Source organism: Halostagnicola larsenii XH-48 (genome assembly GCF_000517625.1).
Lineage (GTDB): Archaea > Halobacteriota > Halobacteria > Halobacteriales > Natrialbaceae > Halostagnicola > Halostagnicola larsenii.
This window is the reverse complement of the sequence record NZ_CP007059.1, coordinates 31,089-49,979: the sequence shown is the minus strand read 5'-3', so window position 1 is coordinate 49,979 and position 18,891 is coordinate 31,089. Positions and strand designations below refer to the sequence as shown.

17 protein-coding genes are annotated in these 18,891 nt (G+C 59.5%); 10 read left to right on the top strand and 7 right to left on the bottom strand.

The genetic code is table 11. From position 1 onward, the window contains the following. Positions 1 to 34: 34 nt before the first annotated feature. Positions 35 to 871 (bottom strand): alpha/beta fold hydrolase, encoded by an 837-nt coding sequence (locus HALLA_RS19400; RefSeq protein WP_049955159.1) that lies wholly within the window; start codon positions 869 to 871, stop codon positions 35 to 37. Positions 872 to 1,489: 618 nt separating this feature from the next. On the opposite strand from HALLA_RS19400, the gene HALLA_RS19395 reads away from it, so the two are divergent. Next, positions 1,490 to 2,812: a dicarboxylate/amino acid:cation symporter gene (locus HALLA_RS19395; RefSeq protein WP_084569149.1), complete on the top strand. Its 1,323-nt coding sequence runs from the start codon at positions 1,490 to 1,492 to the stop codon at positions 2,810 to 2,812. 9 nt (positions 2,813 to 2,821) lie between these two features. Here HALLA_RS19395 and HALLA_RS19390 read toward each other — a convergent pair whose 3' ends face one another. The 3 genes from HALLA_RS19390 to HALLA_RS19380 all read right to left on the bottom strand — a co-directional run bounded on the left by HALLA_RS19390 (position 2,822) and on the right by HALLA_RS19380 (position 5,894). Further along, positions 2,822 to 4,810, bottom strand: coding sequence for an alpha/beta hydrolase family protein (locus tag HALLA_RS19390; protein ID WP_049955158.1), 1,989 nt, complete (start codon positions 4,808 to 4,810; stop codon positions 2,822 to 2,824). Between the two features lie 176 nt (positions 4,811 to 4,986). After that, a complete protein-coding gene (locus HALLA_RS19385; protein ID WP_049955157.1) occupies positions 4,987 to 5,421 on the bottom strand; it encodes a universal stress protein in 435 nt (144 codons plus the stop codon). 65 nt (positions 5,422 to 5,486) lie between these two features. Then, positions 5,487 to 5,894 (bottom strand): hypothetical protein, encoded by a 408-nt coding sequence (locus HALLA_RS19380; protein ID WP_049955156.1) that lies wholly within the window; start codon positions 5,892 to 5,894, stop codon positions 5,487 to 5,489. A gap of 164 nt (positions 5,895 to 6,058) precedes the next feature. Between HALLA_RS19380 and HALLA_RS19375 the strand changes: the two genes are divergently transcribed. The 5 genes from HALLA_RS19375 to HALLA_RS21210 all read left to right on the top strand — a co-directional run bounded on the left by HALLA_RS19375 (position 6,059) and on the right by HALLA_RS21210 (position 9,425). After that, positions 6,059 to 6,901: a manganese catalase family protein gene (locus HALLA_RS19375; protein WP_049955155.1), complete on the top strand. Its 843-nt coding sequence runs from the start codon at positions 6,059 to 6,061 to the stop codon at positions 6,899 to 6,901. Positions 6,902 to 7,257: 356 nt separating this feature from the next. Then, positions 7,258 to 7,818 (top strand): TATA-box-binding protein, encoded by a 561-nt coding sequence (locus HALLA_RS19370; RefSeq protein ID WP_049955154.1) that lies wholly within the window; start codon positions 7,258 to 7,260, stop codon positions 7,816 to 7,818. Positions 7,819 to 8,079: 261 nt separating this feature from the next. Further along, positions 8,080 to 8,385: a hypothetical protein gene (locus HALLA_RS19365; protein WP_049955153.1), complete on the top strand. Its 306-nt coding sequence runs from the start codon at positions 8,080 to 8,082 to the stop codon at positions 8,383 to 8,385. A gap of 240 nt (positions 8,386 to 8,625) precedes the next feature. Beyond that, positions 8,626 to 9,012 (top strand): MaoC/PaaZ C-terminal domain-containing protein, encoded by a 387-nt coding sequence (locus HALLA_RS19360; protein WP_049955152.1) that lies wholly within the window; start codon positions 8,626 to 8,628, stop codon positions 9,010 to 9,012. 236 nt (positions 9,013 to 9,248) lie between these two features. Further along, on the top strand, positions 9,249 to 9,425 hold the full coding sequence (locus HALLA_RS21210; RefSeq protein WP_169732168.1) for a hypothetical protein: 177 nt from the start codon (positions 9,249 to 9,251) through the stop codon (positions 9,423 to 9,425). On the opposite strand, the gene HALLA_RS19350 is transcribed toward HALLA_RS21210, so the two are convergent. Then, positions 9,418 to 10,377 carry a transcription initiation factor IIB gene (locus tag HALLA_RS19350; protein WP_049955150.1) on the bottom strand — a complete coding sequence of 320 codons (960 nt, stop codon included), beginning with the start codon at positions 10,375 to 10,377 and terminating at the stop codon, positions 9,418 to 9,420. The two genes, HALLA_RS21210 and HALLA_RS19350, sit on opposite strands and share 8 nt — an antisense overlap. 759 nt (positions 10,378 to 11,136) lie before the next feature. On the opposite strand from HALLA_RS19350, the gene HALLA_RS19345 reads away from it, so the two are divergent. After that, positions 11,137 to 11,733, top strand: a complete 597-nt coding sequence (locus HALLA_RS19345; RefSeq protein ID WP_049955149.1) for a DUF7344 domain-containing protein — start codon at positions 11,137 to 11,139, stop codon at positions 11,731 to 11,733. Positions 11,734 to 12,386: 653 nt separating this feature from the next. Here the strand turns inward: HALLA_RS19345 and HALLA_RS19340 are convergent. Then, on the bottom strand, positions 12,387 to 13,547 hold the full coding sequence (locus HALLA_RS19340) for a glycosyltransferase family 4 protein (RefSeq protein ID WP_049955148.1): 1,161 nt from the start codon (positions 13,545 to 13,547) through the stop codon (positions 12,387 to 12,389). Between the two features lie 398 nt (positions 13,548 to 13,945). Between HALLA_RS19340 and HALLA_RS19335 the strand changes: the two genes are divergently transcribed. The 3 genes from HALLA_RS19335 to HALLA_RS19330 all read left to right on the top strand — a co-directional run bounded on the left by HALLA_RS19335 (position 13,946) and on the right by HALLA_RS19330 (position 16,997). After that, positions 13,946 to 15,412 (top strand): flippase, encoded by a 1,467-nt coding sequence (locus HALLA_RS19335; protein WP_049955147.1) that lies wholly within the window; start codon positions 13,946 to 13,948, stop codon positions 15,410 to 15,412. 199 nt (positions 15,413 to 15,611) lie between these two features. Beyond that, on the top strand, positions 15,612 to 15,761 hold the full coding sequence (locus tag HALLA_RS20830; protein WP_157231454.1) for a DUF2080 family transposase-associated protein: 150 nt from the start codon (positions 15,612 to 15,614) through the stop codon (positions 15,759 to 15,761). A 3-nt stretch (positions 15,762 to 15,764) separates the two neighbouring features. After that, positions 15,765 to 16,997: an RNA-guided endonuclease InsQ/TnpB family protein gene (locus HALLA_RS19330; RefSeq protein WP_049955146.1), complete on the top strand. Its 1,233-nt coding sequence runs from the start codon at positions 15,765 to 15,767 to the stop codon at positions 16,995 to 16,997. Positions 16,998 to 17,067: 70 nt separating this feature from the next. Here the strand turns inward: HALLA_RS19330 and HALLA_RS19325 are convergent, their stop codons facing one another. Next, a complete protein-coding gene (locus HALLA_RS19325) occupies positions 17,068 to 18,873 on the bottom strand; it encodes a hypothetical protein (RefSeq protein ID WP_049955145.1) in 1,806 nt (601 codons plus the stop codon). Between the last annotated feature and the right edge of the window lie 18 nt (positions 18,874 to 18,891).

The following is an 18,891-nucleotide window of genomic DNA, read 5'->3' as shown; positions in this document are numbered from 1 at the left end:
GTCCATCGTTTCCGTCTTCTCGCCAGACCCTGACTCAGGCCGTTTCGAGAAATTCGCGGAGCCGATCACCATAGGCGTCGGGGCGGTCGGCCATGACCCAGTGATTCGCCTCGTCCAACCCGACGAGTTCGGCGTCAGAGATGTCGCCTTCGAGCCGCTCGGCGTACTCGATCGGCTGGAACTCGTCCTCGCCACCCCACAAGAGGAGCGTTCGAGCCGAAATCTCGGTCGAATCGATCTCGGTCGTGTGGCTCGTGTTGGTACCGATGGCATTGCGCGAAAGCGAGATGATCGCCGCTTGGGAGTCCCACGGCGCGAGCATCCCCTCGACGAATTCTTCACTCGGGTCGTCGTAGCGGGTATCACGCAAGATTCCCTCGAGCAGCCCTTGAGCATCGTCGACGCTCATCTCGTTGATGGTCGAGGGGAGGCCAAGATCGACGATCGTTTCGATCGGCCACGAGTCGTAGCAGACGGCGTTCGAGAGGACTAGGTTCTCGACCGTGTTCGGCTCGTGAGCAGCGTAGCGTAGGCCGACGCCACCGCCGAGGTCGTGCCCGACGAACGTGAGGTCCGCGAGACCCAGTTCGTCGACCAGCCCGTCGATCATCGCCTCCTGAGCCCGGATCGAACGGTCGAAGCCGTCGTGCATCGCCGAATTGCCGTACCCGACCATGTCCGGGACGATCACTCGGTACGCGTCCGACAACTGCGGTGCGACGTCACGCCAGAGGAACGACGAGGTCGGAATGCCGTGACAGAACAGTACCGGTTCACCATCGCCGTCGTCGTAGTAGGCGACCTCGAGATCGTGCTCATCGACGGTGACGGTCGTCGTCTCCTGGCTCTCGGACCACGTCTCGTAATCCATGTCGTGTCAGGTTGCCACGGCGATGCCAATAGAGGTTGGCGTCGGTCGGAACCCGGATGTGTTTGCAGGCTCACTCGAGAAACGCGTGACCGGGTCGTCTGCGTACGTCACCGTCGATGCGATGAACTCGTCGTGGAACTGTGCCCTTCCCCGGCGGCACTTTCGAGTCAGTCGGCGACCCACTGGAGTAGCCGGTCAAAAACCTATGTCGGGAAAGTGCTGGGAGAGTATCTTGGTGAGTAGAATCGCGTATTCAAATCTATCGGAGCAATAGGAACTGTAGGTTGTGTAGACCAGATCATTGGTGGGAACCCGTCTCAAACTCCCACCTCGACAGAGGTACCATGGAAACCCTCGCCGTTGAGTTCTCATTACTTCGTGGGCCGAGCTGATCACGAATTAGCGGATACGCCTACTCGAGTCGCCCTACATCAAACTATTGACGAATTACTTTGATCACGGAAATCTACGAAATTCATCCAGCGACTTCACGAGTATATTGGTCTAGCTGCGGATCTCACTACTTATCACTAGTATTCATAACAGTGTGGAAATAGACATATTAGAGTCATCATCGGAAGTATTATTATCTACTGAATAATGATTGGTATTTAGAATATGGGCTCGGTATTTACATCTGGATGGCGACAATATCGCTCGGTCCCGATCGTCTACCGAATCGGGATCGCGTTCGTTCTCGGCTCTCTCGTCGGGCTTGCTGTCGGTCAACCGGCGGTGGAGCTGCAGCCAATCGGTGATCTGTTCGTCCGATTGCTCGAGATGATCATCGTTCCGATCATCGTGTTCACGCTGTTGATGGCGACGCGGGAACTCTCCCCGAAAAACCTGGGACAGGTCGGCGGCCAGGTCGTCCTCCTGTATCTCGGTACGACGGCAGTCGCTATCGGGATGGGACTCGGCGTGAGTAATCTCATCAATCCCGGGACGGGGATGACTTTAGAGCAGACGGACGTCCAGACCGAACAGACGCCGTCACCGGTGGACCAGCTGTTCAGTATCGTCCCAGAAAACCCCATGGCTGCAATGGCGGAGGGGAACATCCTCGCGATCATCTTCTTCACGCTCATCTTCGGCCTTGGGATGACGATGGTCCGAGCGGAGGTCGACCCTGACTCGGCCGTCCGAAACGGTATCGATACCATCTTCAACGTCGCTGAGGCCGGCGCTGAGGTGATGTTCAAAGTCGTCTGGGGAATCATGGAGTTCGGCGTCCTCGGCGTGTTCGCACTGATGGCGGCGCTGTTCGGAGAAGTCGGTGTCCAAGCAATCGAGGCGTACCTCTCACTCTCGATGACGCTCGCGCTCGCTATCGCCCTCCAGATCGCGCTGGTCTACCTGCTGGTGATTATTCGAGGTCTGGTCGGCGTTTCACCCCTGGACTTCCTGCGTGGCATCAAAGAAGCGCTCATTACGGCACTCAGTATCCGGTCGTCCACCGCGACGCTCCCCGTCACGATGTCGGACGCAGACGAGAACCTGCGGATTAAAGAGCGCGTGTACGGCTTCTCGCTCCCGCTGGGTGCCACGGTAAACATGGACGGAACGGCGATGTACCTCGGCATCGTTGCCATCTTCGCGGCGAACATCGCTGGCGTCTCGCTCACGCTGTTCGAACAGCTCGGTATCCTCCTGACCGCGCTCCTCATGAGCGTCGGCACTGCGGGTGTTCCGAGCGCGAGTCTGATCATGATGGCCGCAGTGTTGACTCAGGTCGGACTCCCGCTCGAGGTGATCGGGATGATCGCGGGCATCGATCCGCTTCTCGACCGCCTTCGGACGATGAACAACATCGCCGGTGACCTGGCGGTTACGACGGTCGTCGCGAAGTGGAACGACGCGATCGATCTCACATCCGGCGTGTGGGCTGATGTGCCCGCCGAACTCAGCGAGGAGAGCGTTAGCGCGACGAACGACGACTGAACGCACACATTATTCGATGGGCGGTTGGGACCGTTTTACCTCTCGTTGCTCGAGTGCGCGTTCCACCTGCGGGATGTCACACGACCGGATAACGTCGAATGCAGTAAGCTGCGGGTGGAAGTCTGCATCCTGCTCGGTTGCGAGCGTCGCGAAACTGGGAACCGTCTCGTATACGTCGACCCGGTCTACGTTCTCGGTCGCAGCCGCGGCGTAGAGCGCGTGATACGCGCCTATTCCGTCCCCAACGAACGAGACGTTGGTGGCGTTCGTCTCCGACCGGAGGAACTCGGCGGCGCGACACACGTCGAACACACGCATCTCGAGAAGCGAGGACTCTAGCATGAGTGCGTCGTAGCCGAGTTTGAACTCGGTTCCGTAGACGCCATCGTAATCGTCGACCCAACTGTGAACGGGAATCCGGCGATGTTGAACCGCGCCGATGCCGCGCGGATCGAAGACGAAGACCGTCCCGTACTCCTCGGCCAGAGACGCCACCTCTTCGCTTCGGTCCGGAAGTTCCTCAGTCCCGTCTTCGTACAGCACGACGGCTGGTGAACTCGTGTCCGAGTCGGGGTCCGAAACGAGCAGTCCCGTGACGACGATGTCCGGATCACGTTCGGTTCTGAACCAGACGTGTTCGATCTCGAGGCCCGCAGTTACGGTCCGATCGATGTAGCGCGGAGAGAGGTCACAGTCGTCGCGCTCGAGGTCGAACCGCTCGAGGAGTGTGGTCCGAAACTGATCGGCGTCTCCATCGTTATCTCCGACAACGGACTCCGTGCTGTCGTCAGCCGGCGCGTTCGCGACGTATTCACGAATCAGGTCGTCGATCGTTCGTTCGTCAGGGTAAGCCGTCATCACGTGTCCAGTCTGCGTACACTCGAGGGCTGACTTCTCGAGCGTCGAGAGCCCCTTCTTGGGTTCATACTCGTCCTCTGTGAGGTGATCGCACAGAAACGCAAATACGCCGTCTCGGAGGTCGGAGACGGGGCAGTGCGTCGTGTCGGCGACGACTAACTGAACGTTCTCTGTGGCGTCGTAGAAGCCGTAGATCTCACGTGCGCGATCGACCGTTTCGTAGACTCCTTCGATGGGGAAGTGCTCATCGGAGACTGCAGCACCGATACAGACGGGTCGCGGAGCGATCGTTGTGAGCAGATCGTCATAGTTCACCCCTCGAGCGATCGCCCCGTAAACGAGCTGTTCGGCATCGATGCATTTCCCCGTCTTTTGCTGCTCGCGACGCTCCGTGACGCTACAACACGGTGCTGCGGCGGCGATTCTGTCGTCGACCATCGAGAGAAAGAGGGTTTGAATGCCGCCGCCCGAAGCGCCGATGACGCCGATTCTCTCTTCGTCGACATCCGGTCGGGCGGCGAGATAATCGAGCGCACACCGGTCGTCGTGAATCATGTATCGTGCGAGGCTCGCTCCGGCGTAGAAGCACTTCTGTCCCGCGTGTGAGTGTGGAATCACGCTGCTACGCTCGTCGAAGACCGGTTTTCCGGTTTCGGGATCGAAGTACTGCGTTCGTTCGCCCTGTGAGATGGGATCGACGATAAGGACGACGAAGCCGTTCAACGCCAGTTCGATACACGCTTTTTGATTGCGCAGATCGCTCTTCGGCGAGTCGATGTGGCCGCAGAGAAAGACGATTCCCGGAAACGGGCCGTCGCCGTCCGGAACGTAACAGTTCGTCGTCACGTGAATGTTCGGACGACTCTCGAGCGTGATCCGTTCGATCGAGTAGCCGTCTCGCGCTGTGCGACCGTGCAGTTCGATCGACGGATCGTCCATTCGGTCGGGGAGCCCGCCGATGCTCTCGAGGAACCTGGCCTGGATGCGTTCGCGTCGAGTCTCGAACCCCGCTCGAGAGCCGATAGCCTGTTTTTCGATGCGTTCGTCGGCGAACTCCGCTTCCGAAAGGGACCACAAATACCGCGACAACTGGTCTTCGACGTCGATAGAGGCGTTCACCGCCTCGTTGAAGCCGTTCATCGTGTTATTTCACGAACCTGATCGCACATAGCAGTACTGCAAGGATCGGTTTCCGAACGGATTCGATCAGCGGTCGTGGATTCGATTACGGGTCGCTCTCGAACGACCTAGAGAAGCGATTCTATCGTCTCGCCTGTGATCGAGTCACACTCCTACGCGGGACAGAAGTGCTTCTCTCAGCGAACGATCGTCACTGGCACTGGCGACCGTCGGGTGACTTTCTCGGCGACGCTCCCGAGGAGAATTCGGCTCGGTCCGGACCGACCGTGACTGCCGATTACGATGTGATCGATATCGTGCGCTCCTGCATACGTGACGATCGAATGTACGACGGTACCGACCATCTGTACCGTCTCGATCGTTCGTTCGTGTTGCTCTGCGCGTCTCGTTGCACTTTCGAGGATTTGCTTCGCTCGGTTCTCTTGTTGATCCTGAAGGTTCCCGTAGGATTCGGGGCTGAACGATTCGAGGGCAACACCACCTCGAATTTCGGCGGGATCGACCACGTGTAACGCCGTGAGCCGTGCATCAGGGTATTCCGACAGTGCGAACTCGAGTGCGGCGTCGGACTGGTCGGAGTCATCGACCGGGACGAGAACGTGTGCTGACATGGGTGTAATTCCGGGAGGAGATATAAAAACGGCTCCCACGCGAATGCCACAATCGCGTCCGACTACTATCCGCTTACCCTCTCGAATCCGACAGTGACGAATCGGTCGCCATCAGTGCTGGAGTTTCCATCCGTAGCGCGGAATTCGAACGATTCCCCGGCCTCGATAGTCCCATCGGAATCGGTCAGGAGGAGGGCGCGATACGACGGTGCATGGTCGTACGCGATCACGCGTGCTTGGTGGGGCTCTTCGAACCGCTCGGATCGCCACTCGAGTGCGGAGTCGGCGACGGTGAACGTACTAGTAGCAATGAATTGATACGCACGTATCAGGCCGCGTTTCACCGTCTCGTTGGAGGGGATGTTCGATTTCGTCTCGGCAATTGTGTTCGTGCTGCTCGCCAGTATGCCGGTCGATATCGCACCGGACGCGAGGAACGCACGACGCGATGTCGGACAGAAGCCTTCGCTCATGCGCTGGTGCCTGACCACTGGCTTCGGTATAATCGTTTGCTATCAACGACGGTGACCGTATCGATAACCTGACGCTATTCTCGTCCGTTCTTCTACCTTCTCGAGACTCTCCCTCTCTCCCTCGCTAATGGTTTATTTCGCTGGCTGGTGGCAGGGGCCAGTGGATGTTCTTTCAAGAACCAGAGCTCCAGTACGAGGTTACCGTTGAACAGCCAGATCCACACTTCGCGAAACTCCTCCAGCAGGCGATCGGCGGGCAGGAAGGCGAGATGCGCGTCGCATTGCAGTACATGTTCCAGGCGTGGGCCCTTCCCGAAGGGTACGAGGAATACCGAAACTTGCTGATGGAGACCGCGGCCGAAGAGCTCGGGCACATCGAGATGCTCGCCTCGGCCGTCACGAAGAATCTGCGCGGGTCGCCCAAAGAAATGAGCGAGGAGACCCAGGACACCGCAGCGACCGCCGCGGCGATGACCGGCCAGAATCCGCGCCAGTTCCTCTCAGCCGGCGAGTCGGCGATGCCCGTCGATAGCAACGGCGTTCCCTTCACCGGCGGGTACATCGCCGCCTCGGGCAACCTCGCCGGCGATCTCTACGCGAACGTGATGGCCGAAGCGACCGGTCGTACCCTGGCAACCCGGCTCTGGGAGTACACCGACGATCCGGGCATGAAAGACATGCTCTCCTATCTCATCGCCCGGGACACCATGCACCAGAACCAGTGGCTTGAGGCCCTCGAGACGCTCGACGACCCCGTGCCGGTCCCCGCGAGCTTCCCGCAGGAACAGGAGAACCAGGACGTCAATTACACGTTCATCTCGACGAGACGCGAAGCGCAGCCGGATCCGGGGTACCCGTGGACGGAGGGCGAAGCACCCGACGGCAAGGGGCAGTTCTCCTACGCCGCCGAACAGCCGGGTGACGGCGAAGTCATCGCACCCCAACCCGATCCGATGACGAACAACGATCCAAACAGAACGTCCGAGTCCGACGAATCCTCGAAGTGAGATTTCAGCCGACAGCGACGACCGCCTCGATTCAACTCCGGTACTTTCGGTCTCGAGTGGTTGGTGATCGGACGGAGATACCGTCATTCGGATCCGCCAGCCGGTCTCGAGGTCGAATCAAGTTTGCCGGATAGGAGTCTGACGCCGATGGCTGTGGCCTTCCGTTCGCCAACCCGGACCGCGCCAACGAAAATCAACGTGGTGAAAAACCAGTGTAGAAGGTTTGATTCGACGGTATTTCGAAGGTTTGTGCCCGCAACTGGTCCAACCGATATTCCGGTTGCAGACGGAACTCGATCACGGGCGAGAAGAATGCAGGTGTTTATAAGTGATAGGTACCATTTCTTACCTGACTTATGACGGACCCGAAGGAATCTATCACCATCGAAAACGTGGTGGCGTCGACCGGTATCGGACAGGAACTCGACCTCGAGAGCGTCGCAATGGACCTCGTGGGTGCCGATTACGACCCGGAACAGTTCCCCGGTCTCGTTTACCGCACGCAAAACCCCAAGTCTGCGGCGTTGATCTTCCGGTCGGGCAAGATCGTCTGTACCGGCGCGAAAAGCACCGACGACGTTCACGAAAGTCTGGATATCGTCTTCGACGAACTCCGAGACCTCAGCATCCAGGTCGAGGAGAATCCGGAAGTTACCGTCCAGAACATCGTCAGTAGCGCCGATCTCGGCCGCACCCTGAACTTAAACGCGATCGCGATCGGTCTCGGCCTCGAGAGCATCGAGTACGAACCGGAGCAGTTCCCCGGACTGGTCTATCGCCTCGACGAACCCGAAGTCGTCGCGCTGCTGTTTGGCTCCGGGAAACTGGTCATCACCGGCGGGAAGCAGGTCGAAGACGCCAAAGAGGCCGTCGACGTGATCGCCAACCGCCTCGAGGAACTCGGCCTGCTCGAATAACGCCCGTATTCCCAGCGTACTCGGTTTGGATAGCGATCCACCAACGTTCGGTGTGACCGTATCTGTCAGTTAACAGCCGAAAGAGTTGCCTCCGTCATCTCTGGGCACCTACGAGAGGTCCAAAGACGACTGGTATCGAACCAGGATGTCAGCACAGACCAGTGCGCCTGGAGCCGAACGATCGGGGTGGCGAAACCCTCACGTATTCCTACTATTTCGGCAATAAGAAGGCTTATACTGGCCGAATAAGGTCATCACAATATGCCGACTAAACACAGTCGACCGAATCTCGTGACGATCGTTGGCCGAGGCGTCCCAGCAAACTACGAAATCAGCGTCGATGGCTCCATCGAAATGGTCGGTGGGGATCCGCTCTGTGAAGCGACCGTCGTCTCTTCACAGACCGCAGAGGGTGCAATCGAGACCGGCGTGCGACGCTTTCGGTTCTCCGGCCAGATGGCGAACGTCCGTCTCGTCGATTGGAATGGAGTTCCCGCGCCTGAATCGCCGCATACACCGCACGTCCACATCGATTACGGCGTTTCTCCACCGGAAGGCGACAGCTAACTACCGCACTCGTCGTCCGCTGCGTCGGTGGGTTGCGCTCTAGACTCCGTGACTCGCGAGCGTGAGCATCGCCATCGACGGAAGATGTCGGAAAGGAACGACCTGCGCACGAGCGGGTGTATCCCTTCAGTCGCTCGACGACTCACGCCGCCCGATTCGCTCGCTCGAGTAACGTTCGAATCGTTCGATCCATCCCAAAATTTTTCGGTTACGGAGTTCTCGGTAGGGTAGTCGAAACACATGAATCCACCAGTTGCGGGCGAGACGCAGACGTTCGAGCGAACGTTTACGCTCGAGGACGTTCGGCAATTCGCGGAACTTTCAGGCGATACCCAGCCACGACATACCGAACCGGATGCAGATGGTCGGGTAATGGTTCAGGGGTTACTGACCGCGACGATGCCCACGAAGATGGGGAGTGACGACGAAGTACTCGCCCACAAGATGGAGTTCGAATTTCTCAAGCCCGTCTACACCGGCGAGTCGATCACCTGTACCTCGACGTACGACACGGTCGTCGAGCGAGACGACCGCTACGAATTCACGTCGACCGTCGTTTGCGAGAACCCGGCTGATGAGGCCGTGCTAGAAGCAACGGTTGCGGGAATCATCTGGAAGGGTGGCTGACTCGCGCGGCGACACAGTCCCAATCGGATCTCGGTCCGGGATGGCGATTGCCGTTCCCTTTTCGAGACTGCGCGACCACCGGTTCGAAATCTCGTCTCGCTCGAGTTTTCGCCCGGACGGTTCCGCCACCGACGACGGATCTACGGGCGTAGCGCGTCGACCGTTATCGTCTCTAAAATACCAAAAATATGACCTTTTCCACACAGTATTTCTCTGTGGAAGTCCTACACAGAGATATGTTCCGTGCAATTTTACCGGAAGGCCAGATCCTCTGTGAGCGCTACGACGAGGCCGAGAAGGGACTCGAGTTGTACGACGAGGACGACGAATTCATCGCGTTCGTTCCGTACACCACCTTGCACGCGCTGATCAACGAGGACGTCTACGGCGAGGACGAGCGTTCGATCATGTAGCCGCTTTCGGTTGTTCGTCGATCGCCTCGAGTTGCTCGCGGTATCGATTTCGGACGGTGACGACGGTCGTCTGAGCGGTCTCAGCGACCGCTCGTTGCGGAATCGTCTCGTCACAGAGTAAGCCAGCGGCGTAGATGGCCGCCGCTGCGAATCCGGTCGGCGATTTACCGGAATGAAGTCCCTGTGCGGTCGTTTCCTCGATAATTTCGATCGCTTTCGACTCGACATCCGTTCCGACGTCGAGTTCGGAGCAAAACCGCGGGACGAACTGTCTCGGGTTAGTCGGCTCGAGGTTGATATCGAGCTCGGCGGCGATGTAGCGATAGGTGCGCCCGATTTCGCGTTGATCGACGCGTGCGACGGCAGTAACCTCCTCGAGACTTCGCGGGATGTCTTCTTTTCGACAGGCCGTATAGAGTGCGCTCGTCGCGACGCCTTCGATCGATCGTCCGCGGATGAGGTCCCGTTCGAGGGCCTGTCTGTAGATGACAGAGGCCGTTTCTTTGACAGGCTTTGGGACGCCGAGCGCGCTTGCCATGCGATCGATTTCCGAGAGGGCGTACTTGAGGTTTCGTTCGCCCGCGTTCTTGGTTCTGATTCGCTCTTGCCAGACGCGGAGTCGGTGGATCTGACCGTGCTTGTCCGCTGACATCGACCGGCCCTTTGCGTCACGATTTCGCCAGTCGATGGTCGTGGTCAGGCCCCGGTCGTGCATCGACTGCGTGAGCGGGGCTCCAACGCGCGAGAGTTGGTCGTGCTCCTGCGCGTTGAACGCTCGCCATTCCGGGCCGTAATCGATCGGGTCCTCACTCAACACGAGACCACAGTCTCGACAGACTCGCTCGCCCCGATCCGGATCCTGGACGATCGTAGCGGTCTCGCAGTCGGGACACAGTTCCGTTTCTCGCTCCTGTGTCTCGTCTTTGACGCGATGGATGGTAGACCGGCTCATCAGTAGTTGAAAATCGATGGCAAGACTGTAAGGGGCTCACATGGTTTCGACGGAAATACCGACTTACTGCCAGCCGCGACCGGCTCCGTACCGACCGTACGCTCTCTCAGCCCGTCCGGTTATGTTCGCACGAGTATCGCCCGATTCGAACGCTCTGTGGAGGTGAACGTTTCTCGAGGTCGTCCGCCGGTCCGCGCGTTCGTCGGGGGTAGCATCGTGTTGATTGGCCGGTAGCGGGCAGGACTGTTTCCGGGAGGACTCCGACGGCTGACTGTCGATCGTACAATCCCCTCGTAAAGGGAGCTTTCACCACCGAACTGTCGTGTTAGTTTATGTTGACGCCATCGAACATTCCGTTCCAGTGACTCCAGTATGCTGTCCCCTTCATCGTCGATCTCTTTCCCCAAACGCGAGCAGGATTTCGAATCCCGCACCTACGGTGTGGATACGCTGTCCCAACCAGTGGCTCTGGATCTGTCGTGTCCGGGCGGATTCGATCGGCGTAGCCCGCAGCGATCCGGGGACGAACGATTGTGATAGCGTCCGAAGAAGTCAGCCCGTACATCCTTTGCAATGGATGCGAAACGTGGCCGTGTTTAAGAGTATCACCGTTGGCCTACAAATTGGTGTGTTAATCGTGACTGCGACTTGCCGTACATCGGTACAGTGGGTGATGACGATGGGATCGTCTCGTGGATCTTTCCAGCACTGGACGAGCAAATTCAACCCTACTCGAGCCAATCGTGGAGGCAGATGGTAATGTCGTCAGTAGATACGTCATTACCCGAAGAAATCACCGCAGTAACCGACTCGGAGCAGAACGCTCGTCTGTCGAAGGACGTCATTTTCGAGCTCTTGAAGAACCGTCGTCGCCGAGAAGTCCTCTCTTACTTGCTCGAGACTGAGGGAACGGTCACGCTCGGTGAACTCGCCGAACAGATCGCGGCTTGGGAAAACGACACGGACATCAACGCGTTGAGTTCAGACCAACGCAAGCGGGTCTACGTCGCGTTGTATCAGACGCATCTGCCGAAGATGGACGACGCCGGCATCGTCGAATACGATCAGGATCGAGGCCTGATCGATCTCTCGGACAACGCTGATCTGCTGATGATGTATCTCGATACTGACACCCATAAACAGGACCGCTGGGACCGGTTCTACGCGGTACTGAGCGTCGTCGGCGTCGCTGTTCTCTCCGCTGCCGTTCTCGAGGTTCCCCCGCTGACTGCCGTTCCGACGATGGCTCTCGCCGGAGCGATCGTCTTCGCCTTCTGCGTTCTCTCGGTCGTTCACGTGGTCGTGAACCGACGGGAGCAACAGACTGTCGACGGCAAGCTTTCACGCATCGAGTAAGGACGACGTACATCCGACTCTCGTCCGAGTTTTCAATTTTGTGTCGTCCCAATTCCTGGCTCTCCACCCATCGCTCGACTCCGCTTTTGTTTTCGATCGGTGGACGCGTCCACTATCCTTCAACCAGCCGTATGGGTAAATCCCCCGTTCTCTTCAAGGACGACTGTCCCACGCGAATCGCACGGCCACGTCGCTACCGGTCTCTCGCGAGGCCAGTTGGACGACTCAGCTGACCGCTCGAGCGGACCGAGTAGGTCCCTTCGTCCGTCTCGAGTGACATTCGAGAAGGACTTTTAGGGGGTGGTCTCGTACTACACGGTGGCTCCCGGCGATCATATTCAGTACCTGAACAGTTCGCGTGCCAGCATCTGTTCTGGGGCGGGGGCCACTTCTTTCCGGATACTGAGCGTCGAACACTGTAAAATTTGAAGTGGTTCGGCTGCTACATTCCGCCTCGCGGTCGCACCGATTACGGCGGGGTCCCTCGACCAGCGCTACGGGGCCACTGTGGCGTTCTTGCTCGGTTCGTTCGCGGTCGTCGGACTCGTCGCCCTCCTCGGTCGGTTCCGACGCGTTCGGGTTCTCCGAACCGAAATCGGCGACCGGTCACTGAGCGCGGTGCGATCGGCCAGCGACGATACGGCCCCGAACCGCTAGGGCGTCTGCAGTTCGATCGGGCGCTTCGAGACGGCGTCACTCGAGACTGGCACACCGAGCATTTCAGCGCAAAAACGTTCGAGGGTGCGAGCCTGTTCGCGCCAACTGAACTGGCGCGCGTCGGCTCTGGCCTGCTGGCCGAGCGTTCGGCGGGTGGCGGGATCGACGAGTAGCGTTTCGAGCGCATCTGCGAGATCACTCGGACTGCCAGGTTCGACGAGAAGCGAATTTTCCTCGTGGGTCGCGTACGTTTGGATGCCGGCCAGGGTCGTCGTCACGGGGACGGTCCCACAGGCCATCGCCTCGACGTTTGCCATCCCGAAACTCTCGTCGTAGGTCGGGAGACAGAACACGTCCGCCCCGGCGTAGTATCCGGGGAGGTCGGTGTGGGCGACGACGCCCTCGAGGATCACCGAGTCTTCGATGTCGAGCTCCCGACAGCGAGCGCGGACGGCGTCTGCATCCCCATGACCGACCACCCGGAGTTCGACAGGCTCCTCGACCCTCGAGACGGCCTCGAGCAGGTCGAATATCCCTTTTTCGGCGACGAGTCGACCGACGAAGAGCACGATCGGGTCCTCGCTTTCGATTGCCGGCGTCGCGCTCGGGTTGAACTGTTCGTGGTCGACGCCGGGGTAGACGATCTCGTCGACGTCGTAGCCGAACGTCTCGCTGATCCGGCGTGCGGTCGGTTCGGAGTTCGCCAGCACCCGCTCGGTCTGTGACAGCGCGTCGCGAAGCTTCGAACCGAGTCCGACCGTCGACAGGCTGTGAAACGCGTAGACCGTCGGCACGTCGACGAGGTTCGAGACGAGGAGGTCGTCGAGAAACTGGAACGTAAACAGTACGTCGAGGGTCGTCTCGATATGTTCGAAGACGCCGTTTCGAACTCCCCATCCGGTCATCTCGAGTTTCTTGACGTCCTGGGATGTCAGCGGAGCGACCCGCTCGAGCACCGATGCGGCGGTGCTGTCGATCGGCGGCGTTTCGACGACCGTCACGTCCGAGCCCTCGAGGACGGCCGCGACGTCGCCCGCTCGAGTGTAGAGATAGACGTCGTGGTTCCGGGATAGTTCGGCCGCCATTCGTTGGGTGTAGACCGCAATTCCGCCCGATTCGCGCGTTCCCGCGGCGTCGTGATAGAAACCGATATTCATACGTCGAGTAGAGTCCGATAATCGAATTGTTATACTCGTCATACCTGTCGGCTCCGAACGATCCATTGTCGCAACCGATCGTCAGGGAACGCGTACGACCGCCGTTTTTCGAGCGCCGCCGTCGTGGCCTACACCAGTTTTTCATCGGTATTTGGCGGTTCATTCGAGTATCGACGCGCGATCCGAACGGTACGGACGAGATAACAATACCTTCTTTCGTACAGTCTCGTCGCAGTGATTGAACGCGATACACACGGCCGCTCGTGGGCCAGTCGATGGGTGCGAGCGGGCAGTCGATACGCATTCGGTTTTGCGGGAGCGAAGTTGTTGACTGACCGCCCGAACCGATTCGCCCGTTTTCATCGTCGTTCGGGTCTGCAACGGGGGAACATTCGGAAATGTCTGTAAGGGAGAAGGTATTCGACGGGTTCAAAGCAACGCTCGGCGCACGCGTCCTCAACAACGTCGCAAACGGCGTGTTGATGCTCCTGATGGCGCGCGTGTTGCTCACGCCCGGCGAGTACGGCCTCCTCTTTCTCGTTATCGCGATCGTCGCGGTGCTCCAGTTGGTCGCGGATCTGGGGCTCTCGAGATCGGTCGCGAGGTACGTCTCGGACAGGAAAGAGACCGATCCGGGGTCGATCCCGTTTCTCATCCGGACCTCGTTGCGCTATCGCTTTCTCATGCTCGCAGCCGTCGCCGGCGCACTCATTCTCGGACGCGACGTTGTCGCAGTGCTGTTGGATACGCCGGAACTCTCGACGCTGCTCGTGTTCGGAGCCGGCTACCTCGTCTGCCAGTCGCTTTACTCCTACCACAACATCATCTTCCAGGGATTCAATCGGGTGGAGTTGAGCGCGGTCGTCGAGTCGGTGAATATCGTCCTTCGGGTCGTCGCAGTCGTCGCGCTGACGGCGCTCGGATTCGGCGTGGCGGGCGCGCTGGTCGGCTATGCGATGGGGGCAGTGATCGCGACGGTCGTCGGCGCGGCGCTGCTCTATCGGCGCTTCTACAGGACCTACGAGGACACCGGCGGGAGTCGAGAGTTGCGAAATCGGTTGCTTAGATACAGCGTCCCGCTGACGGCCTCCCACAGCGCGAACGTCCTCGACCGTCGCATCGACACCGTTCTGGTGGGGTACTTCCTGACGCCCGTCGCGGTGAGCTACTACGTGCTGGCGAAACAGATCTCGGAGTTCGTTCTCGTCCCCGCCGGCTCGCTGGGTTTTTCCATTTCACCGACCTACGGCGAGCAGAAGGCCAACGACTCGCTCGAGGAGGCCGCGCGGATGTACGAAGCCACGTTGCGCTCGGTTTTGATTCTTTACGTCCCGGCCGCGGTCGGGATCGTTCTCGTCGCCGGACCGGCGGTCGATCTGGTTTTCGGAACGGCCTATTCCGGCGCTGCACCCGTGTTACAGGTGTTCGGGGTGTACGTCGTCTTTCAGGCGATCACCGCCGTCACGACGAACGGACTCGATTATCTGGGTCGGGCGAAAGACCGCGCCGTTGCGAAACTCGTCACGTCCGTCGGCAACGTCGTTCTCAACATCGTCTTGATACCGATCTACGGCGTCGTGGGTGCCGCCTACGCGACCGTGATCACGTTCGGCATCTACACGCTGGTCAACGTGTACGTGATGCATCTCGAACTCTCGCTCGACGGCTGGCGAGTGGTCCGATCGCTGGCGCTCACGACGGCCGTTTCAGGTGCGATGGGGGTGACGGTGCTCGTGGCCATGCCGTACGTTTCGACTATTCCCACCCTGGCCGGCGTCATCGCGCTCGGCGTCGGTATCTGGGCGGCGCTCGCCGCGCTCAGCGGGTTGTTCGATCCTCGCGAAACGGTCGGGCTACTCACCTAGGGCGAAAAATACGGGTTCGAAACGCCGCAGACGGTCGCGACGATGATGGCGTGGTGGCTGTTTACCGAGATCGAGGCGCTAATGCCCCATCCTCAGTGAGCGCCGAAGGCGCGAGAAGGGAGGGGATACAGCGCCGCACGAGTTTCTTGAACTGTTCTATAGCAGGCCCGCAGGCCCACGCTATCGGTAGATACACTCAATGGATCGGTACGAGGTCGAAGGGCACGAAGTCCTTGAAGCCGAAGTCAAACCAACCGGCAACGGTGCGCACATCTACGTCCCGAAAGCGTGGACTGGCGCAACTGTCAAAGTCGTCCGCGTCACCGATCCAACCGACGAAGACGAGTAGACCATGCGCTACAACTACAGGTATCGGCTCAACCCAACCGACGAACTCCACGAACGGTTAGCGTGGACCGTCGATACCTGCCGACAGGTCTACAACCACTTCCTGCACCGACTCAACCGAGAGGACGGCACGTCGGCCTACTCCGAGCAGTCGGTCCTTCCCGACCTCAAATGCGAGTGGACCGAGTTGAAGCAAGTCCATTCGAAGGTGTTGCAGAAGGTCGTACAGTGGCTGTACGACAACCTCTCAACACTGAAGGGTCGGAAAGACAATGGCTACCACGTCGGCGAACTCAAGTGGAAAGGTCCGCAGGAATACCGCTCGGTCACGTACAGTCAAACCGGCTTCGAACTCAACAACACGAGTGGCCGTACTGTGCTTTCTCTTTCCAAAATCGGCGATATTCCGATGGTCTACCACCGCGACGTTCCCGACGACGCCACGATCAAAGAAGTCGTCGTCAAGCAAGAACCGACCGGCAAATGGTTCGCCGTCCTTGGAATCGAAACCGAGGACGACGCACCAGAGAAACCCAAGAAACTCGAGGACTGTGTCGGGATCGACGTGGGCATCTTGAAGTACGCTCACGACACCGACGGCACCGCTGTTGAACGTCCCGACTTGTCCGACGAACGCGACCAGTTGGAACGCGAGCAACGCAAACTCTCGCGGAAAGAACACGGATCGGCGAACTACCGCAAGCAACAGCGAGTCGTCGCCAAACGTCACGCCGACCTGCAACGGAAGCGCCGCGACTTCCTTCACAAACTCTCGAACCACTATGCTCGAGAGTACGACCTTGTGGCGGTCGAAGACCTCGATTCGAAGGGTCTGATGGAACTCCCGTCGAACAGCCGCAACCGTGCCGGAGCGGCGTGGGGAACGTTTCTTCGACTGCTCGAGTACAAGTGCGAACGCGAAGGCACGCACTTCGTGGCCGTCGATCCGGCCGGAACGACCAAAGAGTGCGCGGCCTGTGGTGCCGAGTCAGACAAGCCGTTGTGGGTCCGCGAACACTCGTGTCCTTCCTGTGGCTTCACCGCCGACAGGGACTGGAACGCGGCCTACAACATCTTGATGCGCGGACTGAAGCAAGTAGGGACGGGCTGTCCCGAATCAACGCCTGCGGAGACTGCGCTCCCTACGGGAACCGATTCGGTTCCTGCAAAGCGCGTCGTGGAAACAGGAAGCCCCATCTGCTCACGGGCGCGAAGCGCTCGTTCGCATGGTCCGTGAGACCGGAGGTCTCACGTTACCCTCACGGAGCGAGCGGCGCAAGCCGTGAGCGAGTAGGGTGGGGAGGAAGTCACTGGTTTCGTGCGTTGTACTGGATGTCCGCTGACGCGTCGCCGATGACCGTCAGGCTCTGGATGTCGCCCTCGAACCAGTAGGCGTCGAGCCAGCCGGCGACCGCGCCGCGAACTGCGCCGTCGTCGATGACGTCTTCGTCGTCGATAGTTGCCTCCCTGTAGTTCGATTCGACGACGTTTCCATCTACCTCGAAGGAGTAGGTGCTCGGACCCGAGGCGTCGGTGCCGTCGATAACGAGCGCGTGTGGCAGAAGCTCCTGATCACCGTACTCCGTGATATCGATCTGTTCGCCGTCGAGCGAAACCATCGCCTCGCCGTCGGTGAAACTCACGTCGGTAAGGGTCCCGGAGAAATTGAACGTCTGGGTGCCGTCGGTGACCGAACTCTGGACCGTCGAGCCGGAAATCGCGGTGACCTCGTCTTCCGGATCCGCGTCGCCGGCGAGTTCGATCGTCCCGTCGACGGTGACTTCGAAACTCGTCGGCGTACCGGCACCCTCGATCTCGAGGGTGTGCGGACGCTCGTCGCCGAAGTCGGCTGGATCGATCTCCTCGTCGTTACGGAGGACCGTCGCCGGCCCGTCGACGGTGAGATCTTCGAGCTCTCCCGAGAAGCGAAAGGCGTCCTTCCAGTCGGCGACGACGCCGTGGGCGATGCCGTCCTCGATCGGGTCCTCGTCGTCGATGGTCGCACCGTCGTAATTCGCTTTTTCGATCTCGCCATCGACGACGAACTCGTACCGGGTCACGTCCTCGTCGCTCCCGTCGAACAGTAGAAGGTTCTCGAGGGACTCGCCCGCTTCGTCGTCTTCTTCCGGCTCGCCTTCGCTTGTTGAGGGTGCGCTTGATCCACCGCCGCCGGCCGCTTGTTCTGCGCTCGTCGGAACGCCTTCCGGCGGCTCGAGCACCGGATCGGAGCCGACGTCGTTCTCCTGGAGATTCCCTTGGACGTTGCCGGAATAGGCGCCGCCACTCATGGTCGCTCCCTGTCCGCGGTCGACGACGAGTGCGGAGGGGTACGGACCCGCTGCGAAGTGGCTGTCGACGATTTCGGCTCCGCCCGGTTCCCATACCCAGACGGGACGACCGTTCGTCTCCGAGTAGCCGCCGTAACCCGAACCGTAGTCGGTGTTGTCGTTGTACGCGACGCAGTCGACGATCTGGTCGTCGGCACCGCCGACGCGGTAGGTCGTAACGCCGTTGTTCTTCCCGTAACAGGATTCGAATCGGACGCTGCCGCCGCTTGCAGTGTTCGAAAAGTACCAGCCGTTGTTGGGATACCCCTGGACGTTGCAGTTTCGAACCGTCCACTGGCCTTCGTTATCGTTGTGAAGGAAGACGGCCCCCGGGCCGTGCTGGAACGATTCTCCCTCCTTGGTCGCTCCGTCGCCGATGTAAACGTTCTCGATCAGGTTTTCTCCGGATGGGTCGGGGTCGGCACATGAGATGATGAATCCGTCGCCGCGGTAGATTCCTTTGATACCGATGTTCCGGATGGTGACGTTCGAACTTCCGTAGGGGTAGATCGTAATCGAGTTGCCGTTCGAAACGTCGATCAGTTTGTTTTCGAAGGTCTCACCGTCGCCGATATCTATCGTCTGTCCGTTCGCCTCGATTACCTCGTACTCCTCGTCGTCCGCGCTGACCGTTTGCGATCCCAACGCTGCCGCGACGGTCGTCGATCCGGCCAGTTTGAGGTAGGACCGTCTGTGGAGTAAGCCGCTATTACTCCCACTATCGGGGAGATCATCGTCTGTACTATCGAAATCGTTCGTATTCAGCACCGAAGGTTCGCGTGCCATGCATTCAGGTAATCCAAA